Here is a 22,285-nt window from a genome sequence, read left to right as displayed (position 1 = left end):
GAGTCTTCTCCTTCGCCAGGTCGTGATCGACACCCTCCCAACGCCGTTGCGGAGCGCTTGGTTCCGGACAAAGCGCCCAAACTTCACATCAGGCCCGATCGGGTGGCTCACTGGTTGCAGCGCTTGCCGGTGTTGATGCAGGTGACGACCTGGTTCATCAGGCGCTGGCCCATGACGTTGGCGAAGTCGTCGTGGTCCGAACGCGGGTCGTGGTTCTCCTGCTCGAAGGCGTCCACTTTGTACTGTCCGTTGACCTGCACGTCCCGGGGGATGTCGTAGGTCAGGGTGATCACCAGCTGCGGGACGTTCTTGAAGCCCTGCGGGCACTTGCCCTGCTGATCGGCGAACACGATGTGGCTGCGGTGGTTGGCGCTGTCGATGTTCTTGCCGTCCCAGCAGTTCGGGAACGCGTGGATGCGCTTGACCTGGCTGCCTTCGGGGCAGATCGGGTACTTGTCGATGAGCCGGTCCTCGAAGCCGCTGCACGTCCAGCTCGGCCGGGCGTTGGCCGGGCCGTTGGTGCTCTGCTTGGCGTCGCCGTACAGGATCCGGAGGAACTGCGGCATCGCCACGACCTTGCGCGCGCCACCGCTGGTGAACGTCAGGTCGGCCCGCCGGACGCGCTGGATCTCGCCTTCGTTGTCGCCGATCTCGTTCTGGTCGTTGACGCCGGGCAGCTCGGCGGGCTTGCCATCCGAGTTGCCGCCGCCGTTGTCCAGGCCGCCCTGGCCGTTCTTCTTCAGGGCGCAGGTGGCCAGGCCGCCGAGGTCCGCCGGCTGCGCGCCGGTCCGGCCGATGGCGATGGCGATGCGGTCGAGGGTCGCCTTCCGTTTGTCCTTGAGCGGGCCGACGACGGCGTTCTGGATGTCCTGCTCCGACTTCAGGTCGCCGCCGGCGATCCGGGCGTTGGCCTCCTTGACCTGGGTGTCGAGCAGGTCGAGGTTGCGCTCGACCTCGGCGGCGGCCCGGTCGGGGACGTCGGCGAGCTTGCTGGCGACGTCGGGGCAGTCGACCTGGGTGCCGGCCTTCTCCTGCTTCGCCTGCTCGCGGTCCGCTGAGACGTCCTTGGCGGGCGGGTTCTCCTCGTCCTCCTCGGTGTCGATGCGGACGACCGGCCAGAAGTATGTCGACTTGTCGCCGTTGCGGCAGGTGGTGCCGGCCTTGGCGAGGCTTTCGTTGGTGGAGTCGGCGTTGGTGGAGAGGTTGCCGACGTAGTCGTGCAGGTGCTCGGCGCCGTTGCGGACGCCGGGCTGGGCGATGAAGTTGTCGGGGTTGAAGTGCTGGTTCTCGTTGCGGCCGCAGTCCACGGTGAAGGTGCCGCGGGCGCCTTGCCGTTGCAGTGCCTGGTTGACGTTGGTGCCCTTGGGCACCTGCGTGATGTCGACGTAGAACGCCTTGTCCACTTCGTCCGCGCCGGCGGTGCCGGTGCCGCCGGTGGTGGTGGCGACGACCAGGGCGCCGACGGCCAGCGCGAGGCCGATGCCGAGGGTGGCGAGCTTGGTGCGGCGGGTGATGCGGTGGCGGCCCGTGGCGGGGGTTCGGGGCATGGAGTTGGTCACCTCGTTCGGGTTTTCCCGGGCGCGGCAAGGTAAGGCTCGGCCCGGGCAGCCGGCGACACGTCCGGTCCGGACGTGCGGGACCCAGGGAGCGGCCGGCGGCCGCTGGTCCCGACGTAGCCAGAAACGGGCAATTCAGACAAGTGGTTCAAGACAGCGTGGCCGCGTTATCTTTTCGTTACCTTCGGCGGGCCGGTCAGGCCGTGGAGAACGAGGTGGGTGACGGTGTCGGCGACGCGGTCGTCGCCGGGGCCGCCCGGGGGCAGGGCGTGGTTGAGACCGGCCAGGACGAGACCCACGGCCGCCGCCACCAGCTCGGGGTCGCCGGGGAGCGGCTCGCGCCGGTTCTCCAGGTGCCTGCGCAGCGGGGCGGTCCAGCCGGTCAGCTCGGCGCGCAACCGGCCGGAGGCCGGGGCGGCTGCGGTCGCCGCCTGCAGCAGGGCGATGGCCGTGGGGCGGTGGGCGCGCAGCGCGGTCCAGCAGGCCGTGACGTGCGCGCGGAGCGGCTCGTCGCCTGCCTGGCCGGGCCCGCCGGTGTCGGCGGCCGTCGCGGCGGTGGACGCCAACCCGAACCCGGCGCGGTCAGCCGGGTCGGTGAGGTCGGTGCGCAGGGCGGCGAGGAGCTGCTCCTTGTCGCGGAAGTGGCGGTAGAACGACCCCACGGCCCGCCCGGCCGCGGCGGCGATGTCGGTGACCTTGGTGTCGAGGTAGCCGCGTTCACCGAACAACCGCCTCGCCGCGGCCAGCAGCTCGGCCCGGGTCCGGCTCGCGAGCTCGTCCCGCGTGCTCATCAGCCGGCGAGGTGGGGGAGCAGGTGGGCTGCGGATTCCCGCAGGTGTTCCCGGACGGCGCCGGGGTCGACGTCGAGGAGGGCGTGGTCGCGCTTGCGCCAGCGCCCGGCGACCATGACCGCTTCGATGTCGCGCGCGGTGGCGTGCAGGGCGGCGGCGACCGGGTTCGGCGCCGGGGCGTCGATGACGACGAGGTCGGCCTGCAGCCCGGCCTCGAGCCGGCCGACGCGGTCGGCGAGCCCGAGCGCCCGGGCGCCTTCGACCGTCGCCCAGGCGAGCGCCTGCTTGGCGGTGATCGTCGCGGTGAGGGAGAAGGAACCGGTGGTCTGCCGGTGCTGGTCGTGGTCGTGGCCGCGCTGGTGCGCCAGGGCGATGCGGGCGGCGGAGAGCACGTCGGCGGGGGTGACGGCGTCGGTGTCGGTGCCCAGCGACGGTGCCGCGCCCAGCCGCAGCAGGTGCCCGGTGACGGGGGAGCCGTGGCCCTGGCCGAGCTCGTTCTCGGGCGTGCAGGTGATGCTCGCGCCCGCGTCGACCAGGATCTTGAACCACTCTTCGGTGAGCCCGGCACCGTGCACGACGTTGGTGGCCGGGCCCAGCAGCCCGGCCGCCCGCACGGCCGCCCACGCGGGCCCGGGTGCGCCGCCGCTCTGGTGCAGGGACACCACGAGCCCGCGTTCGGCGGCGGCGCGGAAGTCGGCGACCGCGGCGTCCGGAGTGGACAGTTGCGGACCCCGGACCGCCATGCCGATCCCGATCAGCGGGCCGCCGGCCAGCCGGTCGACCTCGCCGACCGGGTGGGCCGCGTCGGGTGCGGAGTACGGCGTGCCGTGCAGGAACACCCCGCGGATGCCGGCGGCGCGCAGGCCGTCGAGCGCCGCGTCGGCGTGGTCCGGGGTGGGCGTGTTGTGGCACCAGTCGCCGAGGGTGGTGGTGCCGCGGTCGAGCTGGTCCAGTGCGCCGGCGAGGGTGCCGATCCGCATGTCCTCTGGCCGGTAGTGGCGGGCCACCGCGCCGTGCATCCGGCCGAGGTAGTCCGCCAGCGTCCAGTCGGTGCCGACCCCGCGCAGCGCGGTCTGCCAGGTGTGCAGGTGGGCGTTGACCAGACCGGGCATGATGATCTTGCCGGTGACGTCGACGGTCTCGGCGCCGGCCGCGTCGAGGTTTCCGCCGACGGCCACGATGGTGTCGCCGTCGACGAGGATGTCGGCCTGTTCGGTGTCGGGGCGGTGCGGGGCCATGGTGATCACACACGCGCCGCGCAGCAGGGTGCGGCTCACGCGCTCACCTCCGGGGTCAGCGCCCGGGCGGCGGCGCGGGTCGAGGCGAGGAAGTCGCCGGTGGCGATGTGCCCGAGGTAGCCGTCGGGCCGGACGAGCAGCAGCGTGTCGCCCTCGATCCCGTAGTCACGGCGAAAGCTGTCCTTGCCGTCGACGGTGATCCGCCGGAGCGGCGCTCCCGCGGCAGGCCAGTCGAGCTCGTCGCTCGCCGCCGCGGCCTGCGGGCCGTGCGCGACCAGGGTGAAGTGCGGGCCCCGGAAGACGTCGAACAGCCGTGAGCCGCCCAGGTCGGCGTCCGGGGCGCGGTCGCCGACCTGCAGTGTCTTCGTGCGGTCGCTGCCGCCGGGCGCGAGCGGGCCACCGTGGTAGGTCAGCGACAGCTGTTGTTCGTCGTTGCCGCGGCGCAGGCTCGACGGGTCCAGTTTGGCGAGGCCTTCGTACTTCTTCGTGGACAGGCCGAGCACCCCCGCGGCGATGGGGAGGCGTTCGGCTTCGTAGCTGTCGAGCAGCCGCGGGTCGGCTCCGGCGAGGACCTGGGCGAGCTTCCAGCCGAGGTTGTAGGCGTCCTGGATGCCGGTGTTGAGACCCTGCGCGCCGGCCGGGGTGTGCACGTGCGCGGCGTCGCCGGCGAGGAACACGCGCCCGCGGCGGTAGGCCTCGGCCAGTCGGATGTTGGGCCGGAACACCGACCGCCACCGGATGTCGCGCACGGCGATGCGCCGGTTGCCGGTGTGCGCCCGGATCCGCCGGGTGATCGCTTCCTCGCCCTCGGGCGGCTCTTCGCCGGGAGCGAGGCGGATCATCCACTGGAACAGGTCGGTGTGCGGCAGCGGGCAGGCGCCGGCGAACCGGCCCTGCACCCCCGGCCAGACGTGCCACCGGTCGCCGGACAGGCCGGCGGTGACGGCGTCGACGATGAGCATCCGGTCCGCGTCGCGGGTCTCGCCGAGGAACCCCAGCCCGAGGTGTTTGCGGACGGCGCTCGATCCGCCGTCGGCGCCGACGAGGTAGCGGGCGGTGATCCGTTCGGGGCCGTCGCCGCCGGTCACGGTGGCGGTGACCGATGTGGCGTCCTGGGTGAATTCGGTGAGTTCGCGGCCGTGTTCGACCTTGCCGCCCAGTTGCTCGAGGCGGTCGTGCAGCACCCTGTCGGTGCGGTACTGGGGCATCAGCCGGGTGTTGGGGTAGGGGACGTCGGTGCTCCGGTCGCGGTCGCGGAACATCCGCCACGGGACGGTGAGCGGGCCGAGGTGGATGCCGAGGCGGGGGTAGTCGCTGCTGCCGTCGAGGACGTCGTCGAGCACGCCGAGGTCGTCGAACACCTCCAGGGTGCGCGGCTGGAGGCCTTTGGCGCGGGAGCCTTCGAAGGAGTGCGGGGCCTTGTCGACGATCCGGACGGCCAGGCCGCGGCGGAGGAGGTCGATGGCGAGGGTGGTGCCGGCCGGGCCGGCGCCGGCGATCAGCACGTCGAGGGGTTCGTTCATGGTTCGAGCCGATCCGGGTGGGGAACGGCGAAGGACGCGAGCAGGTCGCCGACGTCGTCCGGCCGTTCGTAGGGGGCCATGTGGCCGCATTCGGTGATGACGTGCGTCTGCCGCGGGCGCAGCAGCTCCTGCACGGTGTCGAGGTGGGTGATCGGGGTGACCTGGTCGTCGTCGCCCCACACCAGCAGGACCGGCAGCCTTAGGTTGCCCGTGCCGCGGAACAGGTCCTGCCGCTCGTACAGCGGAAAGCGCTGCAGGGTCTGGAAGAACGCGTAGAGGGAGCCTTCGTACCGGTAGGCCTCCCGCACCGTGGCGACCAGCCGGGCGGAAAGGGCGGGGTCGCGGACGTTGTGCCCGAGGTGGCCTTCCAGGAGCTTGCGGCCGAAGCGCCGGGCGACGAACCCGGCAAGGAGATCGCTGCCCAGCAACCGTTGCGCCCGGGGCCGTTCGCCCAGCCCGGCCGGTCCGACGACGGTGAGCGTGGCGACCGATTCGGGGTGCAGGTTCGCGTGGGCCATCGCGACCAGTGCGCCCATCGACGTGCCGACGACGTGCCGCGGCGGAGTGGGGTCCAGTGCCGAGGTCAGCTCGGCGAGCTGCCGGACGAACAACGCTTCGTCGTAGCGGCCCCGGACGCGGTCGGAGTAGCCGCGGCCGTAGGCGCTGTAGGCGAGCGTGCGCAGGCCGCGGGCGTGCAGGCGGGCCGCCAGACCGTCCCAATAGGACAGCGGAATCGTGAGGCCGCCGACCAGGACGGCGAGTTCCCCGCCGTCGGGCCCGGTCAGCTCGTAGTGCGTCACCCCGTCGGACAGGGCGACGAAGCTCCCGCGCAGCGTCCGGCGGGCGGCTGCGTCGAGGCGGCGGTCCTCGTCGGCCGCGACGAAGTACTTCATCGCAGGAACTCCTCGATCGCCGCGGCCACCCAGTCGGGGTCCTCTTCCGGCAGGAGGTGGCCGCCGTCGGCGTGGACGCGCTCGGTGGCGCCCGGGATGTCGCGGGCGAAGTGCTGCCCGTCGACGTCGGCGCTGCGCAGGACCAGCGTCGGGGCGGAGATCTTCGGGATCTCGGCGCTGCGGTCGGGCTGGTCGGTGTTGGCGAAGTCGACGAAGGCCGACCGGTTCCCGGGGCGGCTGGTCAGCGCGTGCACCCGGGCCACCATGGCGTCGTCGACGATCGCGGAGTTCGCGCCGACGGCCTCCCGCAGCCCGCGGGCGGTCGCGCCGCGCGGGAGCCAGCGCCGCACCAGCGGGCGCAGCAGCGGGTTCCGGGCCAGCCGCAGCCCGGCGGGCAGCGTCTTCTCCGGGTAGCCGGTGGCGTTGACCAGCACCAGCGCGTCGACCCGCAGGGGAGCGTCCAGGGCCAGGTTCCACGCGATGTTGCCGCCGAGCGAATTGCCCGCCACGGCGAAGCGCGGCAGCTCCAGTGCGGTCATGAACCGGGCGATCGTGCGCGCGTACGTCCGGACGCGGTAGTCGCGGTCGGGGCGCGGCCCGGTGCGCCCGAAGCCGGGCAGGTCGGGGCGGATGACGTCGTGGGACGCCGACAGCAGCTCGGCGACCCGCTCGAAGCCTTCCAGCGACGACCCGCTGCCGTGCAGCAGCAGCACCGCCGGGCCCCGCCCGCCGCGTGCGTAGTGCACGCGAAGGCCGTCGACGGGAATGGACTGGATCTGGTTCATAATGGCAACAGTGTTGCCGTTATTGCGGCGGGTGTCAACTTCGGCATACTGGGCCGGTGACCAGTCCGTCCCCGGCCGCTCGGCGGTCACGTGGCCGTCCCGCCGTCCCGCTGGACCGGATCCTCGCCACGGCCCTGCAGCTCGTCGACGAGGAAGGCGCCGAGGCCCTGTCGATGCGCAGCCTCGCCCAGCGGCTCGAATCGGGCACGGCGACGCTCTACCGCCACTTCGGCAACCGGGCGACCTTGGTCACCCAGGTCATCGACCGCGTCTTCGGGGAGATCGAACTCGACTCGCGGGCATTGGCGGAGCTGAGCTGGGACGAGGCCTGCCAGGCCGTCGCGCGGGCGATGTTCGACACACTGGGCCGGCACCGGAAGGTCGCGCCGCTGCTGATCGAGCAGACCCCGACCGGGCCGAACGCCATGGCGTTGCGGGAGCGCTGCCTGGCCGTCCTCCTCGACGGCGGGCTCCCGCCGAGCGTCGCGGCGCGCGCCTACGCCACCCTCGCGCGGTACGTGCTGGGCTTCGCCATCCAGCTGGCCGGAGCCGGGGACGGCGCCGAGCAGGAGCGGGCGTCGGCGCGTTTCCACGAGCTGCCGGAGGGGGAGTTCCCGGCCACGCGCGCGGTCGCGGACTCGCTGCCGGTACCGCTGGCGGACGAGTTCGCCTTCGGCCTGGACCTGATCGTCGCCGGGCTGCGTCAGCGGCACGCCCGCTGAGCCCGTTGGCTATACCTTGCTCGCCACCACCGTGTAGTTCTCGGCCTCGGGGTCGAACGTGCTCAGTTCCGTCCGGAGCCCGACCCGGCGCAGCTCGGCTTCGAGTTCCTCGTACCGGTAGGGCCAGCACGACAGCAGTTCCGACCGGACGAGAACCGGCCCGGCCGCATCGACCTGCGCGATCGCGATCTCGATGTGGTGCTCCTCCGCCCAGGTCGGGGCGATCTCCCAGCGGTAGACCACGACGGCAGCGCGACCGTTCCGGCGGACGAGCCGGTCACCGATGTCCAGCCGGGAACCCCTGGCCCGCACGAGTTCCCACGTGCGGGACGTGAGCACCAAATGCCCGCCGGGGCGCAGAAGCCGGGCCATCGACTCCAGCGCGGCGACCCTGCCTTTCGCGCCCGCGGCGTGGTGCAGCGAGTTGCCGACGCAGAACACCATGTCGAAGGTGGAGTCGTCGAAGTGGCCGGGGAGCTCTTCCCAGCCGGCCCGCAGTGTCCGGACGGCTGCCCCGAACTCCTCGGACAGCTTCGCGGTGCGGCGAACCATCGCTTCGCTGGCGTCAGTGGCGACCACCTGCATACCGAGGCCGGCGAGGCCGACCGCCAGCTGCCCGGTTCCGCAGGAACAGTCGAGGACGTGCGCGCCGGGCGGCAGGAGACGGAGGGCGTCGTCGAACGACGCGGCGAACTCGGCCGGAGCCAGCTTCGCATCGGAAATGAGCCACTCGTACACCTCGGCAAGGGCGTCATAAGCCGTCACAACCACTACCTCCGTCACGCGGCACTCACGGTGGCAGCAGTACAGCAGCGGAGCGAGCCGATGCACCAATGGTTTTGCGGGGCAGACGTGATCCGGTCCACAGTAGACGGACGGCTTAGGGGGCGTTAGGGGTCGTTGTCCCGTCCTCCCGCTGGCTACGTTGGCCGGTGGAGGCCCACTGAGACGGAAAGGCGGTGGACGACATGGTCGCCCACGGGAACGACGCCGAGGACAGCTGGTTCCGCCGGTTCGCCGTTTCGCCCGAGGCGAAGGCGCGGCTGGTCTGCCTGCCGCACGCCGGCGGCTCGGCCACCTTCTACTTCCCGGTCGCGAAGGCGCTGGCACCCGGCATCGAGGTCGCGGCCGTCCAGTACCCGGGCCGGCAGGACCGGCGGCACGAGCCGTTCCTGACCAGCATCGAGGCCATCGCCGACCGGGTCGCCGGGCTGCTGCGGGACAAGACCGACCGGCCGCTCGCGCTGTTCGGGCACAGCATGGGCGCGATGGTCGCCTACGAGACGGCCCGCCGGCTCGAGGAGGCCGGTACGCCGGTCGCGGCGCTGTTCGTCTCCGGCCGGCGCGCGCCGTCGCGGGTGCGGGACGAGCGGGTGCACAGCCGCACCGACGAGGGCGTGCTCGCCGAACTGCGGCGGCTGAGCGGCACGGAGATGGACCTGCTCGGCGACGACGACGTCGTCCGGATGATCCTGCCGGTGGTGCGCAACGACTACCGGGCCGTCGAGACCTACCGGCACACCCCCGGCCGCCCGCTCGACGCGCCGATCGTGGCCTTCACCGGCACCGACGACCCGGTGGCCTCGGTCGACGAGGTCGCCTCGTGGGAAGACCACACGACCGGCGGCTTCGAGCTGGTGACGCTGGCGGGCGGCCACTTCTTCCTCACCCGGCACCAGGACGTGATCCTGCGCCGGCTGGCGGACGACCTCCTCGACCGCGGCGCGGCCCGCGTCTGAGGCACCGCCCGCCCCCGTCAGGCGCGGACGGTCGTACTGTCCAAATAGGTCAGGACCGCGCGGATGCGGCGGTTCTGGTCGCGGCTGGCCTCGAGGCCGAGTTTCGCGAAGATGTTGCTGATGTGGTTCTCCACCGCGCCCTGGGTGATCACCAGGTTCTTGGCGATGGCCGTGTTCGACAGGCCCTGTGCCATCTCGCCGAGGACCTCCGTCTCGCGGGCGGTCAGCTGCTCGAGCGGGTTGCGGGTGCGGGCCAGCATCTGGGCGACCACGTCCGGGTCGATCGCCGAGCCGCCGCCGGCCACCCGGCGGACCGCCGCGAGGAACTCGGCCACGTCGGCGACGCGCTCCTTCAGCAGGTAGCCGACGCCGGACGTGCCTTCGGCGATCAGGTCGACCGCGTAACTGCCCTCCACGTACTGCGAAACCACCAGCACCGGCAGGCCGGGGACCTCCTTGCGCGCCGCCAGTGCCGCGCGCAGGCCTTCGTCGGTGAACGTCGGGGGCATCCGGACGTCGGCGATGACCAGGTCCGGCCGGTGCTCGCGGACGGCGACGAGCAGGTCGTCGCCGTTGCCCACGGCGGCCACCGTCTCGATGCCGACGTCCGACAGCAGGCTCTGCACCCCCGCCCGCAGCAGGACGGAGTCTTCGGCGATCACGACGCGCATTTCGCTCTCCCAGAGAGGTTTCACCAGCGGACAGGCAGGTCGGCGCGTACCACCGTCGGCCCGCCCGCCGGGCTGACCACGGTGAGCACGCCGTCGATGGTGGCGGCCCGGTCGGCGAGCCCGGCCAGGCCGCCGCCGGGGCGGACGGAGGCGCCGCCGCGCCCGTTGTCGACGATCTCGACGACCACCGTCTCGTCGTCGCGGGTCACCCGGACCGAGGCGCGGTCGGCGCCGGCGTGCTTGGTGATGTTGGTCAGCGTCTCGCTGACGATGAAGTACGTCGTGGTCTCGACCGGCGCCGGCGGCCGCGGTTCGACGGTGACCTCGACGTCGACCGGGATCGGCAGCCGCGCGGTCAGCGACGACAGCGCCGCGTCGAGGCCGCGGTCCTGCAGCACCGGCGGGTAGATCCCGCGGGCCAGGTCGCGCAGCTCGGACACCGCGAGCTTGGCGTCCGCGTGCGCCGCGCCGATCAGCTCCCGCACGGCCGCGGAGTCGGCCGGGTCGTTCGCGTCGAGCCTCAGCTGGGCCCGGCCCAGGCTCATCGCGACGGCCACCAGCCGCTGCTGCGCGCCGTCGTGCAGGTCGCGCTCGATGCGGCGGCGTTCGGCCTCGACGGCGTCGACCCCGCGGGCCCGCGAGTCGCTCAGCTGCCGCGTGCGGGCCTCCAGCTGGGCCGTGCGGTCCGGACCGAGCATCGACGACGTCAGCGCGCCGTGCAGCGCCCCGATCCGCGGCGCGACGAAGATCCCGAACGGCGGCACGGCGACCGAGACGATCCCCGCGACGAACTCCACGATGCCCAGCGGGAACGCGAGCAGCACGTAGTTCACCTCGTGCCAGGTGACCGGGTCGACCAGCCGGGCCTGCCACGTCTGCAGCAGCCCTGGCCCGTGCGGCCGCCGCCGCGGCGCCGGGATGCCGACGGCGAGCATGGCGCCCGCCCAGCGCCGCTCCAGGTCCGCGAACCCCTGGACGAGGGTGGTGGCGGCGATCAGGATCGGGATGCCGACCCACAGCATGGTGGTGGCGATGCCGAGCAGCATCGTGACGAGCACGAGCACGAAGGCCACGAGCCGCAGCGGCAGGCTCAGGACGAGGAAGCCGATGGTCCGGACCACACTCGGCCGCCCGGTCACCGCCATCGCGCGATCCGTTCCAGCTCCGGCACGAGGTCGTCCAGGGTCGGGGTCGCGAGCATCTCGTCCCGCACCTCGAGCGCGCAGGCCCGGAACGACGGCTCGCCGAGCAGCCGTTCCAGTCCACTTCGGACGGACTGCGGCGTGACGTCCTCGAGGTCGAGCACCAGCCCGTTGCCGCGCTTCTCCTGGGCGACGGCGGAAACCCGCTCGCTCCACGTGGTGCCGGGGATGACCAGCTGGGGGACGCCGTTGACGACCGCGTTGCCGATCGTCGCTCCGCCGCCCTGGTGCACGATCGCCGAGCAGCTCGCCAGGAGCTCGTACATCGGCACGAAGTCGACCGCGCGCACGTTGTCCGGGACCTTCCGCACCGACGCGAGCTGGGCGGCGTTGAGCGTGGCGATCACCTCGACGTCGAGGTCCGCGAGCCCGTCGAGCAGGTCGGCCACCGACGTCTCCTCGACGCCGAGCACCTGCCGGTTCGAGATGCCCAGTGTCAGCATCACGCGCGGCCGCTCCGGCGTCTCCAGCACCCACCGCGGGATCGCCATCGGCTTGTTCTGCGGCACGAACCGCGCCGGCACGTAGTCGACGTCGACGCCTTCGTAGCGCAGGTACGACGGGTGGCAGTCGATCGTCTTGACGCCGTGGCGCAGCGCCTCGTCGTACTCCGCACCGAACCGGCCGACGGCGGCGGACATCCACTCGACGAAGGGATCCGGCGAGGTGTCTTCGGGGTGGCTCGCGCGCAGGTCGCGGTACTGCGCGGCGATCCGTGCGGTCTGGTCGGCCGCGTACATCATCCGCAGGTGCGGGACGCCGAGGGCGTGCGCGACGATCGGGGCGGCGTAGATCATCGGGTCCCACACGACCAGGTCCGGCCGCCAGCCCTTCGCGAACCGCACCAGCTCGTCGAGCAGGGAGTCCGGGGTGGTCCAGCGGAAGACCTCGACCCAGTGCTCGTACACCGTGCGGACGTACTCCTCGGTGTAGCGCTCCGGCCGGCTCTCGGAGATGCGGAAGCCGCCCTGCATGGCGTTGTCGCCGTCCATCTGCAGCTGCCGGTGCCGCGCGATGTCGAGCTCGTCGCCGAACCACATCGCGTCGAGGCCGGTCTCGGCGAACGACGCCACCTCGCGCGGGTTGCGCTGGCCCACGAACCGGACCTCGTGCCCGGCGGCGGCCAGCGCCCAGCCGACCGGGGCCATGCTGTAGACGTGCGTCCTCGTCGGGAACACCATCATCATGACGCGCATCGACGCACTCTCCGAAGTCGCGGGCGAAAAAACACTGCTCTGAAGGAAAAGGTAGTGGCGGCGCGCCGCCGGGCCGACCCGGCACCGCGGGCCTAGGGGTGCCGGACCCCTGTTCCGGCCCGCGCTCCTTCCGGTGCGCGGTACCCGTGCGCTAGGGAGTTCCCAGCGGGATTAGAACGGCTTTAGACGCCCCTTAGGGGCTGGTTCCGGCCACCTCGCGACGGCTAGACATGAACGTGGACCCGGCCGCGTGTGCCGGGGACGAGGGAGACGGACGAGGTGATGAGCATGGCCGTGCCACCGATCGCGAAGGGCTGGGCGTCCTTCGGCGGGTACCGCACCTGGTACCGCGTCACCGGGGAGACCGGGGGCGAGCTGCCCGCCGTCGTCGTGGTGCACGGCGGGCCGGGCAGCACGCACGACTACCTGCTGAACCTCTGCTCGCTCGCCGGGCACGGGTTCCCGGTGGTGCACTACGACCAGCTGGGCAGCGGCGGCTCGACGCGGCTGCCGGGCAAGGAAGCGGGCTTCTGGACGCCGGAGCTGTTCGGCGACGAGCTGGACAACCTGGTGCAGCACCTGGGCATCGAGGACAACTACGTCCTGTTCGGACAGTCGTGGGGCGGCCTGGTCGTCGCGCGGCACGCCGCGCAGCGCCCGGACGGCCTGCGCGGGCTGGTGATCGCGAACTCGCCGGCGTCCTACCCGCTGTGGCGGCAGGAGATGGACGTGCTGCGGGCGCAGCTGCCGCCCGGCGTCGACGACCAGCTGCGGGCGCACGAAGCCGCCGGCACCACCGACGCACCCGAGTACTTCGAGCTGATGCGCGCGTTCTACGACCGGCACGTCTGCCGCGTGCTGCCGTGGCCTGCCGACTACCTGGCCTCGTTCATGGAGATGGCCGACGACAACACCGTCTACGCCACGATGAACGGCCCGAGCGAGTTCACCGTCACCGGCACGCTCAAGGACTACTCGGTGATCGACGAGCTCGACGACATCGAGGTGCCGACGCTGCTGATCTCCGGGCGGCACGACGAAGCCACGCCCGTCACCGTCCAGCCGTACTTCGACCGGATCCACGACGTGCGCTGGGAGATCTTCGAGGACTCCAGCCACGTCCCGCACCTCGAGGAACCCGACCGGTTCCGCGAAGTCATGCTGGAGTTCCTGCGGGACATCCAGCCCACCGCGCCCGCCAGCCGGAGCGCCGAACGAGAGGTCGCCAGCCATGGATGAGGCCACCCGGCCGGGGTCGGCGGTCGTCTTCCCCGGGATGAGCCCGTGCCGCTTCGCCGACTTCGGCAAGTTCCTGCTCATCAACCCCTTCGCCCGCCGGCTGATCGGCGAGGCGAACGAGCGGCTCGGCTACTCGCTGGTCGACCGCTTCCGCGAAACCGAGGGCGACTACTCGCCGTACGCGCAGGTCGGCTTCATGCTCACCTGCGTCGCACTGGCCGAGTGGGCCGAGCAGGAGCAGGGGATGAGCCCCGACTTCTGCGCCGGCCCGAGCTTCGGCGAGAAGCCCGCCAGCGTGTACGCCGGGTCGCTGACCTTCCCGGACGCGGTGTGGATGACCGCGGAGCTCGCCCGCTGCCTGACCGAGTTCTTCGCCACCGAGTACACCGACGTCGTGACGCACTCGTTCGTCCGCACGCCGGAGGAGAAGCTGAAGGACGCCCTGTCCCAATTGGACGGCAAGGGCGAGTGGTTCGACATCTCGTGCTACATCGACCACGACTTCTACATGGTTTCCGTGCGCGAGAAGAACCTCGACTGGCTCAAGCAGACGGTCCGGAGCATGGGCGGGCTCTCCCTCTACACGATGCGGCCGCCGCTGCACTCGCGCGCGTTCGGGGCGCTGCGGCGCAAGGCGGAGGACGAGGTGCTCGGCGACCTGGAGTTCCACGACCCCCTGCTGCCGATCGTCGCGGACCAGGACGGCGAGATCCTGCGCACCGGCGACCAGGTGCGCACGATGCTGCTGGACAGCATCGTCAAGCCGATGCGCTGGCCGGACGTCGTCCACACGCTGGCGGACAACGGCGTGCGCAAGCTGTGGGTCGCGGGCCCGGACACGCTCTTCGGGCGCGTCCGCGTGACCACCAGCCGGTTCGAGGTCGTGACGGTCAACCCGCGCATGGCCCTGCAGCCCCGCCGCCGGGGCGCAGGACCGTCGCGGGTCAGCTAGCGGGCTGCAGCGCCGACAGCGTGGTCCACAGCCGTCCCGGGTTCTCGAACGTCTCCAGGTTCAGGGCGTCGTCCTCGAACCGCACGTTGTAGCTCTGCTCCAGCACGGAGAGCAGCTCCACGGTGGCGAGCGAGTCCAGCCCGTACTCGCGCAGCGGGGTCTCTTCGGTCAGAGCCTCCTCGGCGGGCAGGAACGGGAGGTACGAGCGAAGGGTCTCGTCGAAAGTGCTGTCCCACATGGCTACTCCGGATCGCTAGGTTGGGATCTACCGAGAGGAAACCGACCGCCCGGTTCGGTTTTGGACTCTACCGTGCGTCGGCCTCCCGGATCGACGCCTCGGCACCCCTATTCATTGTGGAGGACTTCGATGGACACCGGTCTCACCAGCGGGCTGCACACGCGGTTCCTGCGCGGCCTCGAACGCTCGGGTGGCGGCGTGGCCGTCCACGTGGGCGACCAGGCCCTGACCTACGAACGGCTGCACGAACTGGCCCTGCAGTGGGGCGGCGCGCTGGCCGAAACCGGCGCCCGCACCGTAGGGGTGCTCGCCGGCAAGGGCGTGACGGCCTACGCGGGAATCCTGGCCGGACTCTACGCCGGCGCGACGATCGTGCCGCTGCGGCCGGACTTCCCGGCGGCGCGGACCGCCCGGATGGTCGAGGCGGCGGGCATCGACGTGCTCGTCGCCGACGACCGGGGCCGCGCGGTGGCGCCGGCGGGGGTCCCGGTGCTCGGTGCGCCGTCCGCGGCCCAGGCACTGGCGGCGCCGCTGTCGCCGGCGTCGGACACCGCGTACGTGCTGTTCACGTCGGGCTCGACCGGGCGCCCCAAGGGCGTGCGGATCGGGCACGCGGCCGTCGAGCACTACTTCGGCCTGCTCGACGCCCGCTACGACTTCACCCCGGACGACGTGTTCTCGCAGACGTTCGACCTCAACTTCGACTGCGCGATGTTCGACCTGTTCTGCGCGTGGGGCGCGGGCGCGCCGGCGGTGGTCCTGCCGGGCGGGGCGTACCGGGACCTGCCGCGGTTCGCCGCCGAACGCGGGCTGACCGTGTGGTTCTCCACGCCGAGCGCCATCGACCTCGTGCGCCGCACCGGCGGCCTGACCCCGGGCGCGCTGCCGGGGCTGCGGTGGAGCTTCTTCGCGGGGGAGGCGCTGACCGTCCGCGACACGGCGGACTGGCGCGCGGCGGCACCGTCGTCGATCGTGGAGAACCTCTACGGGCCCACGGAACTGACGATCACGGTGTCGGGCTACCGCTGGGACGACGTCGTGACGCCGCGGGTGGCGGTGAACGGCGTGGTGCCGATCGGCGAGGTGCACGCCGGCCACGACCATGTCCTGCTGGACGGCGACGACGTCGAGGGCGAACTGTGCATCGCGGGGCCGCAGCTGACGCCGGGCTACCTGGACCCGGCCGACGAGCGCGGCCGGTTCCTGGAGCGCGACGGCAAGCGCTTCTACCGCACCGGCGACCGCGTGCGCCGCCTCGCCGACGACGGGCTCGCTTACCTGGGCCGGCTCGATTCGCAGGTGCAGGTGCTCGGCTGGCGCGTCGAGCTGACGGAGGTCGAGCACGCCCTGCGCGACTGCGGCATCCAGGACGCGGTGGCGCTCGGGGTGGCCGGCGACGCGGGGACCGAGCTGTTCGTGTTCTACACCGGCGGCGAACGGCCGGTGCTGGACATGGTGCGCGCCCTGCGGGCGGTGCTGCCGGAGGGGGTCATCCCGCGGCACTACCGGCACGTCGAGGAGTTCCCGCTGAACGCCAACCGCAAGATCGACCGCAAGACCCTGGCGGCCCGCGCGGCCGAACTCCTGGCGCCGACGCCCGTCTGAGCACAGCCGGAAAGACCCGTTCACCGCCCTCGGCGCGGTGGACGGGTCTTCGTCGTCCCCGGACCCGGACGACGCGGGGGTTAGGGGCGGTTAGGGGTGTGGATCCGCAGGTCGGCGCGGCTAGCTTGGCGAAGGTCTCCAGGTGTGCCTTCCACGCCGGCCCGGTCATCCTTCGAGTCCTACGGAGTGGCAGTCGTGAACGAATCTCTGGTCCATTCTCTGCTCGACGCGGCGGCGGCCGACGCGGCCGGGGCGTCGGCGGTCCGCGACCGCGCCGGTGCCTGGACCTACGGCGAGCTCGAGGCGTGGAGCCACGCCGTCGCCGTGGTGCTCGGGCGCTGCGGGGTCGGGCACGCCGACCGCGTCGTCGTGCAGCTGCCCACCGATCGGGCGCTCGTCGCGCTCTTCTACGGGACTTCCCGCCGCGGCGCGGTGTTCGTGCCGATCAACCCGGCCATGAAGAAGTTCCACTTCGACTCGGTCGTGGCCAACGCCGAACCCGTCCTCGTGCTCACGCCGGAGAACTTCGGTCCCTTTTGGACGGACGTCGAGGCGGCGGTCGGGCAACGCGCCCAAGCGGTGGCGACCGAGGAAGACGACATCGCCGTCCTCGTCTACACCTCGGGCAGCACCGCCGCCCCGAAGGGCGTGATCGGCCCGCACCGCCAGGTCGCCTTCGCCTCCCGCGCCATCCAGGAGGTCCTCGGCTACCGCCGCGACGACGTCGTCTTCTGCCGGTTCCCGATGTCCTGGGACTACGGCCTCTACAAGGTGCTGCTGAGCACGCTCGGCCGCAGCGAGATCGTGCTCGCCGACGCCGAATCGGACCTGCGGCTGCTGCAGCGGATGCGCGAGGTGGGCGCCACCGTCGTGCCGATCGTGCCGTCGCTGGCCACCATGATCGCCACGCTCGCGCAGCGCGACACCGAACCGGCCGCACCCGTGCGGCTGTTCACCAACACCGGCGCGGCCCTGCCCGGCTCGACCATCGCGCAGCTGCGCGAGGCGTTCCCCGGCGTCAAGGTGGTCCGCCAGTTCGGCCAGACTGAGTGCAAGCGGATCACGATCATGCCGCCGGACGAGGACACCGAGCGCCCCGGCTCGTCCGGCCTGCCCCTGCCGGGCACGTCCGTGCTGATCCTCGCCGCAGACGGGACCGAGCTGCCCGCCGGGGACATCGGCGAGATCGTCGCCGCCGGCCCGCACGTGATGCCCGGCTACTGGCGGGCGCCGGAGATCTCCGCCCGCGCCTTCCGCCGGGACGAGGTGACCGGCGAGCTGCGCCTGCACACCGGCGACTACGGCCGCCTCGACGCCGACGGCTACCTCTACTTCGAGGGCCGCCGTGACGACATGTTCAAGCGCAAGGGCATCCGGATGTCCACTTTGGAGATCGAAGCCGCGGCGATGGACATCCCCGGCGTCCGCGCGGCCGGGGCGATCCCGCCGAGCGACACGCGGGACCTCGCCATCTGCGTCGAGACCGACCTGCCGCCCACGACCGTGCTGCGCGAGCTGGCCAAGCGCCTCGAGCCGCAGAAGGTCCCGTCGCTGTGCCACGTCGTCGAGGAGTTCCCGCTGACGGCGCACGGCAAGAACGCCACCAAGGAACTCGCGCAGCTGGTCGAGGGAGCCCGCGCATGAGCAAGTACGCCGATCTCGCCGCGAAGTACGGCACGCCCGCCTACGTCTACGACCTCGACGTCGTCGCCGAGTCGCGGGACCAGCTCTTCGGCCTGCTGCCCGAAGGCTTCCAGCTGTTCTACGCGCTCAAGTCCAACCCGCACCCCGAAATCGGCCGCGAGCTGCGCCGCGGCGGCTGCCGCGCGGAGATCAGCTCCACCGGGGAGCTGGTGAACGCCCTGGAAGCCGGGTTCGACCCGGCCGGCATCCTCTACACCGGACCCGGCAAGACGGACACCGAGCTGGAGCACGCGCTCGCCGCCGGGGTCCGGCTGTTCTCCGTCGAGTCGCTGACCGACCTGCAGCACGTCGGCGCGGCGGCGGAGCACCAGGGCGTGACCGCGTCCGCGCTGCTGCGCGTCAACACCACCGCGAGCAGCGGCGGCACCGGCATCCGGATGATGGGCCGCCCGTCGCAGTTCGGCATCGACGCCGAGACGCTGCCCGACCTGATGCCCGCGCTCAAGGCGGTGCCGGGCACCCGGGTCGTCGGCGCGCACTTCTTCACCATGAGCAACGCCCAGGACGAGGATGCCCTGCTCGGCGAGTACGAGTTCGTGCTCACCTCGGCCGCGCGGCTGCGCGACGAGGTCGGCCTGCCCCTGGAGGTCCTGGACATCGGCGGCGGCTTCTCCTCGCCGTACGCGGTGCCCGGCCCGCGCACCGACTACCCGAAGCTGCGGGCCGGCCTCGAAACGCTGCTCGACCTGCACCTGCCCGAGTGGCGGGACGGCGGGATCGAGCTGGCCTGCGAGTCCGGCCGCTACCTGTCCGGCAGCTGCGGTTCGCTGCTGGCCGGCGTGGTCAACGTCAAGGACAGCCGCGGCAGCCGGTTCGTCGTGCTCGACGCCGGGATCAACGTCGTCGGCGGGCTTTCCGGGATCGGCAGGCTGCTGCCCGCGGCCGTCGGCGTCGAGGAGACCGGTGACGTCGTCGGCAGCCTCGTCGGTCCACTGTGCACGCCCGGCGACTCGCTGGCCAAGGCCGCGAAGCTGCCCGAGCTGGCGTCCGGCGACGTCGTCACCGTGCCGAACGTCGGCGCCTACGGCGTCACCGCGAGCCTGATCAGCTTCCTCGGCAGGCCCACGCCGGTGGAGATCGTGGTGCGGGGCGGCACGGCGCTGTCCGTGTCGCGCCTGGACTACCAGCGTGTCTACGAGGTGGCGCCATGACCGAAGAACTGCGCGCCTACGGCGCCGGGATCGTCACCGAGCCGCCGCGGCGGACGGTGATCGTCAGCAGCATGGCGTCGGACTCCCACACCTGGAACCTCGTCTACCTGGAGCTGCTCGTCGGCGAACTCGGTTTCGACGTCGTCAACCTGGGCGCCTGCGTGCCGGACGAGCTGCTGGAGTCGGAGTGCCTGAGCCGCCGCCCGGCGATGCTCGTGCTGAGCAGCGTCAACGGCCACGGTCACCAGGACGGCCTGCGCGTGATCCGGCGGCTGCGCGCTCTCCCGGAGCTGCGCGGGCTGCCGGTGGTGATCGGCGGCAAGCTCGGCGTCGGCGGGGCGCTCACCGCGGAGGAGACCGCGCAGCTGCTGCTCGCCGGGTTCGACGCGGTGTTCGACGACCAGCAGGGCGCGGGGGCGTTCCGCCGGTTCGCCGCGACGTTGCCCGCGGGCGTCACGCAGGTGGAGGCGTGAGTTTCGAAGAGTTCGTCGCGCGACGGCACGCCGCGGGCGAGCTCGTCGTGCAGCCCCGGATGGGGTTCGCGGACCCGGCCGTGATGCGCGCGGGACTGGCCGCGACGAAGAACGCGGCCGCCGCGACGGTCGGCACGGTCACCCTGGACAGCTACACCCGCGTCTGCGACACCGCTTCCGTGGCCCACGCGCTCGGCAACGGGATCGCGCTCAACGGCTACCCGATCGTCAACCACCCGCCCGAGGTCACCCGGGGGATGCTCGACGGGCTCGAAGGCCCGGGTTTCCCGGTGCAGGTCCGCCACGGTTCGGCGCGGCCGGCGGACATCTTCCGCGCGATGATCGCCGCCGGGCTGCACGCCACCGAGGGCGGCCCGGTGTCCTACTGCCTGCCCTACAGCCGCACGCCGCTCGACGAGTCCGTGCGCAACTGGGCGCGCTGCTGCGACCTGCTGCTGGCCGCCGAGCACCCGGGCGGCCGGCCGCACCTGGAGACGTTCGGCGGCTGCATGATGGGCCAGCTCTGCCCGCCGAGCGAGCTGGTGGCGCTGTCGGTGCTGGAGGCGTTGTTCTTCTACCGCAAGGGCTTGCGCAGCATCTCGGTGAGCTACGCGCAGCAGACGAACATGGCCCAGGACCAGGAGGCGGTGGCCGCGCTGCGCCGGCTGTGCGCCGAGCTGCTGCCCGAGGCGACCTGGCACGTCGTGATCTACGCCTACATGGGCCTGTTCCCGCGGACGCCGGGCGGGGCGCGGACCCTGCTCGGAAAAGCGGCCGAGCTGGCGGTGACGACCGGGTCGGAACGGCTGATCGTCAAGACCACCGCCGAGGCGCACCGGATCCCGACCGTCGCCGAGAACGTCGCGGCGCTGGAACACGCCGCCGCGGCCGCGGACGCGGTCACCGAGAAGGCCGTCGTGGCCGCCGACAACCAGGTCTACCGCGAGGCGCACGCCCTCGTCGACGCCGTGCTGAACAGCCACGCCGACCTGGGCCGCGCGATCGTGATCGCGTTCAAGCGCGGCCTGCTCGACGTCCCGTACTGCCTGCACCCGGACAACGCCGGGCAGGCGCGCAGCTACCTCGACCCGGCGGGCCGGCTCGGCTGGTCGGAGCTCGGGTCGCTGCCGCTGCACGGCGTGGTGGAGCGCCACCACGCCGGCCGGATCACCTCGTCGACGTTGATGTCGGCGCTTTCCCACGTCCAGCACGCCTTCGACACCGAGGCACTGGAACAACCGATGAGAGCGATTGGGGGCGGGTCGTGACGAGTTCACGCCGGACAGTCCGTGCGTATCCGTTCGACATGCACGAGATCTCCGTTTCCGAGCAGTACCACGTCCTGCAGCGCGAAGAGCCGATGAGCCGGGTGCAGATGCCCTTCGGCGAACCGGCCTGGCTGGCGACGAAGTACGCCGACGTCAAGCTGGTGACGACCGACCCGCGGTTCAGCCGGGAGCTCGCGCAGGGCCTCGACCAGCCGCGGATGCGCCGCCAGCAGATGGGCGACGGCATCATGGGGATGGACCCGCCGGACCACTCCCGCCTGCGCCGCCTGGTTGCGAAGGCCTTCACCGCCCGCCGTCTCGAGCAGATGCGCGAGGGCGTCAAGGACCTGGTGAACCGCCTCCTCGACGACATGCAGGCCCACGGCGACAGCGCCGACCTCGTCGAGGAGCTGGCGCGGCCGCTGCCGGTCACGGTGATCTGCGACCTGCTCGGCGTGCCGCAGGAGGACCACAAGATCTTCCGCGAGTGGACCCAGGCGCTGGTCAGCGACGCGACGGCCAAGGGTGACGTGCTCGACGTCTACGGCGACCAGCTGGACGACTACGTCGCCGGGCTGGTGGCCCAGCGCCGCGAGGAGCCGACCGACGACCTGCTCGGCGCGCTGGTCTACGCCCGCGACGCCGGCGACAAGCTGACCGAGAACGAGCTGATCTCGATCGCCGGCGCGGGTTTGCTCACCGGCGGCGTCGAGACGGTGTCGACGGCGTTGCCCAGCTTCATCTTCACGTTGCTGACCCAGCCGGAGCTCCTGGCGCAGCTGCGCGCGGAACCGGAGATCATGCCGACGGCGATCGAGGAGCTGCTGCGGTACGTGCCGATCAACACCGCGGCGATGTTCGCCCGCTACGCGACCGAGGACATCCGCTTCGGCGACGTCGTGGTGCGTGCGGGCGACCCGGTGCTGCCTGCCCTGCACGCGGCCAACCGCGACCCGGAGGTCTTCGCCGACCCGGACCGCATCGACCTGACGCGCAAGCCGAACCCGCACGTGGCCTTCGGGCACGGCCCGCACCACTGCATCGGCGCGCAGCTGGCCCGGCTGGAGCTGCAGGAGGCGTTGAAGGCGATCCTCGCGCGGTTCCCGGACCTGCGGTTCGCGGACGGCCGCGAAGGCGTCAAGTGGGAGTACGGCGTGATCGTGCGGGGGCCGTCCCTCCTGCGCATCGCCTGGTGACGGCGCGCGTGCCCCAACGCCCCAATGTGGCGTTGGTTGCGTCCAGCGCACCCAATGTGGCGTTCGGTGCGTCCAACGCACCGAACGCCACATTGGGGCGCTGGCGGGTGGCCAACAGCGGCAGCCGGGCGTGAGCACGAATC

The 22,285-nt window shown here is 72.0% G+C and carries 21 protein-coding genes; 10 read left to right on the top strand and 11 right to left on the bottom strand.

Annotated features, from left to right (window positions below; all coding sequences use genetic code 11):
* Positions 1-107 precede the first annotated feature (107 nt).
* The 6 genes from BLW76_RS31040 to BLW76_RS31015 form a co-directional block, all read right to left on the bottom strand.
* Positions 108-1,547 carry a DUF1996 domain-containing protein gene (locus BLW76_RS31040; RefSeq protein WP_091320089.1) on the bottom strand — a complete coding sequence of 480 codons (1,440 nt, stop codon included), beginning with the start codon at positions 1,545-1,547 and terminating at the stop codon, positions 108-110.
* 176 nt (positions 1,548-1,723) lie between these two features.
* Positions 1,724-2,347, bottom strand: coding sequence for a TetR/AcrR family transcriptional regulator (locus BLW76_RS31035; RefSeq protein WP_091314065.1), 624 nt, complete (start codon positions 2,345-2,347; stop codon positions 1,724-1,726).
* A complete protein-coding gene (locus BLW76_RS31030) occupies positions 2,347-3,624 on the bottom strand; it encodes an amidohydrolase family protein (protein ID WP_091314062.1) in 1,278 nt (425 codons plus the stop codon). The genes BLW76_RS31035 and BLW76_RS31030 overlap by 1 nt, the downstream gene beginning before the upstream one ends.
* Entirely contained in the window at positions 3,621-5,108 is a 1,488-nt protein-coding gene (locus BLW76_RS31025) for an FAD-dependent oxidoreductase (RefSeq protein WP_091314061.1), read from the bottom strand. Before BLW76_RS31025 ends, BLW76_RS31030 begins: the two co-directional genes overlap by 4 nt.
* Positions 5,105-6,001, bottom strand: a complete 897-nt coding sequence (locus tag BLW76_RS31020; protein WP_091314058.1) for an alpha/beta fold hydrolase — start codon at positions 5,999-6,001, stop codon at positions 5,105-5,107. The genes BLW76_RS31025 and BLW76_RS31020 overlap by 4 nt, the downstream gene beginning before the upstream one ends.
* Complete coding sequence (locus tag BLW76_RS31015) at positions 5,998-6,786, bottom strand: alpha/beta fold hydrolase (RefSeq protein ID WP_091314055.1); 789 nt, start codon at positions 6,784-6,786, stop codon at positions 5,998-6,000. The genes BLW76_RS31020 and BLW76_RS31015 overlap by 4 nt, the downstream gene beginning before the upstream one ends.
* A gap of 56 nt (positions 6,787-6,842) precedes the next feature.
* Between BLW76_RS31015 and BLW76_RS31010 the strand changes: the two genes are divergently transcribed.
* Positions 6,843-7,508: a TetR/AcrR family transcriptional regulator gene (locus BLW76_RS31010; RefSeq protein ID WP_208613423.1), complete on the top strand. Its 666-nt coding sequence runs from the start codon at positions 6,843-6,845 to the stop codon at positions 7,506-7,508.
* Positions 7,509-7,517: 9 nt separating this feature from the next.
* Here the strand turns inward: BLW76_RS31010 and BLW76_RS31005 are convergent, their stop codons facing one another.
* On the bottom strand, positions 7,518-8,273 hold the full coding sequence (locus BLW76_RS31005) for a class I SAM-dependent methyltransferase (protein ID WP_091314053.1): 756 nt from the start codon (positions 8,271-8,273) through the stop codon (positions 7,518-7,520).
* 203 nt (positions 8,274-8,476) lie between these two features.
* Here BLW76_RS31005 and BLW76_RS31000 point away from each other — a divergent pair, with 203 nt between their 5' ends.
* On the top strand, positions 8,477-9,247 hold the full coding sequence (locus tag BLW76_RS31000; protein ID WP_091320085.1) for a thioesterase II family protein: 771 nt from the start codon (positions 8,477-8,479) through the stop codon (positions 9,245-9,247).
* Positions 9,248-9,264: 17 nt separating this feature from the next.
* Here BLW76_RS31000 and BLW76_RS30995 read toward each other — a convergent pair whose 3' ends face one another.
* Genes BLW76_RS30995 through BLW76_RS30985 form a run of 3 tightly spaced genes read right to left on the bottom strand, consistent with a single transcriptional unit; the run spans position 9,265 to position 12,316 of the window.
* Positions 9,265-9,918, bottom strand: a complete 654-nt coding sequence (locus tag BLW76_RS30995) for a response regulator transcription factor (protein WP_167384786.1) — start codon at positions 9,916-9,918, stop codon at positions 9,265-9,267.
* A 20-nt stretch (positions 9,919-9,938) separates the two neighbouring features.
* A complete protein-coding gene (locus BLW76_RS30990; protein ID WP_091314051.1) occupies positions 9,939-11,063 on the bottom strand; it encodes a sensor histidine kinase in 1,125 nt (374 codons plus the stop codon).
* Positions 11,054-12,316, bottom strand: coding sequence for a nucleotide disphospho-sugar-binding domain-containing protein (locus BLW76_RS30985; protein WP_091314049.1), 1,263 nt, complete (start codon positions 12,314-12,316; stop codon positions 11,054-11,056). The genes BLW76_RS30990 and BLW76_RS30985 overlap by 10 nt, the downstream gene beginning before the upstream one ends.
* Positions 12,317-12,604: 288 nt before the next feature.
* Here BLW76_RS30985 and BLW76_RS30980 point away from each other — a divergent pair, with 288 nt between their 5' ends.
* Together BLW76_RS30980 and BLW76_RS30975 are read left to right on the top strand one after the other, a co-directional pair.
* A complete protein-coding gene (locus tag BLW76_RS30980) occupies positions 12,605-13,555 on the top strand; it encodes a proline iminopeptidase-family hydrolase (protein ID WP_091314047.1) in 951 nt (316 codons plus the stop codon).
* Positions 13,548-14,507 (top strand): ACP S-malonyltransferase, encoded by a 960-nt coding sequence (locus tag BLW76_RS30975; protein WP_091314044.1) that lies wholly within the window; start codon positions 13,548-13,550, stop codon positions 14,505-14,507. Before BLW76_RS30980 ends, BLW76_RS30975 begins: the two co-directional genes overlap by 8 nt.
* Here BLW76_RS30975 and BLW76_RS30970 read toward each other — a convergent pair.
* Complete coding sequence (locus BLW76_RS30970; RefSeq protein ID WP_091314042.1) at positions 14,500-14,745, bottom strand: phosphopantetheine-binding protein; 246 nt, start codon at positions 14,743-14,745, stop codon at positions 14,500-14,502. The two genes, BLW76_RS30975 and BLW76_RS30970, sit on opposite strands and share 8 nt — an antisense overlap.
* Before the next feature lie 129 nt (positions 14,746-14,874).
* On the opposite strand from BLW76_RS30970, the gene BLW76_RS30965 reads away from it, so the two are divergent.
* From BLW76_RS30965 to BLW76_RS30940, 6 genes are all read left to right on the top strand, one after another.
* Positions 14,875-16,350, top strand: coding sequence for an AMP-binding protein (locus tag BLW76_RS30965; protein ID WP_091314040.1), 1,476 nt, complete (start codon positions 14,875-14,877; stop codon positions 16,348-16,350).
* A 195-nt stretch (positions 16,351-16,545) separates the two neighbouring features.
* Entirely contained in the window at positions 16,546-17,994 is a 1,449-nt protein-coding gene (locus tag BLW76_RS30960; protein ID WP_091314037.1) for an AMP-binding protein, read from the top strand.
* Positions 17,991-19,205, top strand: a complete 1,215-nt coding sequence (locus BLW76_RS30955; protein WP_091314035.1) for a type III PLP-dependent enzyme domain-containing protein — start codon at positions 17,991-17,993, stop codon at positions 19,203-19,205. The genes BLW76_RS30960 and BLW76_RS30955 overlap by 4 nt, the downstream gene beginning before the upstream one ends.
* A complete protein-coding gene (locus BLW76_RS30950) occupies positions 19,202-19,678 on the top strand; it encodes a cobalamin B12-binding domain-containing protein (protein WP_091314032.1) in 477 nt (158 codons plus the stop codon). Before BLW76_RS30955 ends, BLW76_RS30950 begins: the two co-directional genes overlap by 4 nt.
* The gene (locus BLW76_RS30945) at positions 19,675-20,946 is read left to right on the top strand and encodes a methylaspartate mutase (protein WP_091314030.1); all 1,272 of its coding nucleotides are present in this window, start codon (positions 19,675-19,677) and stop codon (positions 20,944-20,946) included. Before BLW76_RS30950 ends, BLW76_RS30945 begins: the two co-directional genes overlap by 4 nt.
* A 38-nt stretch (positions 20,947-20,984) precedes the next feature.
* Complete coding sequence (locus BLW76_RS30940) at positions 20,985-22,142, top strand: cytochrome P450 (RefSeq protein WP_091314027.1); 1,158 nt, start codon at positions 20,985-20,987, stop codon at positions 22,140-22,142.
* Positions 22,143-22,285 lie beyond the last annotated feature (143 nt).

This window comes from Amycolatopsis tolypomycina (assembly GCF_900105945.1).
Classification (GTDB): Bacteria; Actinomycetota; Actinomycetes; order Mycobacteriales; family Pseudonocardiaceae; genus Amycolatopsis; species Amycolatopsis tolypomycina.
Note: the sequence above shows the minus strand (reverse complement) of the source record. Positions and strands in the feature narration are given on the sequence as shown.

Excerpts from the sequence above, each read along its gene's own strand:
- BLW76_RS31040 (WP_091320089.1), bottom strand. The coding sequence starts at position 1,547 with ATGCCCCGAACCCCCGCCACGGGCCGCCACCGCATCACCCGCCGCACC.
- BLW76_RS31035 (WP_091314065.1), bottom strand. The coding sequence starts at position 2,347 with ATGAGCACGCGGGACGAGCTCGCGAGCCGGACCCGGGCCGAGCTGCTG.
- BLW76_RS31025 (WP_091314061.1), bottom strand. The coding sequence starts at position 5,108 with ATGAACGAACCCCTCGACGTGCTGATCGCCGGCGCCGGCCCGGCCGGC.
- BLW76_RS31020 (WP_091314058.1), bottom strand. The coding sequence starts at position 6,001 with ATGAAGTACTTCGTCGCGGCCGACGAGGACCGCCGCCTCGACGCAGCC.
- BLW76_RS31015 (WP_091314055.1), bottom strand. The coding sequence starts at position 6,786 with ATGAACCAGATCCAGTCCATTCCCGTCGACGGCCTTCGCGTGCACTAC.
- BLW76_RS31000 (WP_091320085.1), top strand. The coding sequence starts at position 8,477 with ATGGTCGCCCACGGGAACGACGCCGAGGACAGCTGGTTCCGCCGGTTC.
- BLW76_RS30995 (WP_167384786.1), bottom strand. The coding sequence starts at position 9,918 with ATGCGCGTCGTGATCGCCGAAGACTCCGTCCTGCTGCGGGCGGGGGTG.
- BLW76_RS30990 (WP_091314051.1), bottom strand. The coding sequence starts at position 11,063 with ATGGCGGTGACCGGGCGGCCGAGTGTGGTCCGGACCATCGGCTTCCTC.
- BLW76_RS30985 (WP_091314049.1), bottom strand. The coding sequence starts at position 12,316 with ATGCGCGTCATGATGATGGTGTTCCCGACGAGGACGCACGTCTACAGC.
- BLW76_RS30980 (WP_091314047.1), top strand. The coding sequence starts at position 12,605 with ATGGCCGTGCCACCGATCGCGAAGGGCTGGGCGTCCTTCGGCGGGTAC.
- BLW76_RS30975 (WP_091314044.1), top strand. The coding sequence starts at position 13,548 with ATGGATGAGGCCACCCGGCCGGGGTCGGCGGTCGTCTTCCCCGGGATG.
- BLW76_RS30970 (WP_091314042.1), bottom strand. The coding sequence starts at position 14,745 with ATGTGGGACAGCACTTTCGACGAGACCCTTCGCTCGTACCTCCCGTTC.
- BLW76_RS30965 (WP_091314040.1), top strand. The coding sequence starts at position 14,875 with ATGGACACCGGTCTCACCAGCGGGCTGCACACGCGGTTCCTGCGCGGC.
- BLW76_RS30955 (WP_091314035.1), top strand. The coding sequence starts at position 17,991 with ATGAGCAAGTACGCCGATCTCGCCGCGAAGTACGGCACGCCCGCCTAC.
- BLW76_RS30950 (WP_091314032.1), top strand. The coding sequence starts at position 19,202 with ATGACCGAAGAACTGCGCGCCTACGGCGCCGGGATCGTCACCGAGCCG.
- BLW76_RS30940 (WP_091314027.1), top strand. The coding sequence starts at position 20,985 with ATGCACGAGATCTCCGTTTCCGAGCAGTACCACGTCCTGCAGCGCGAA.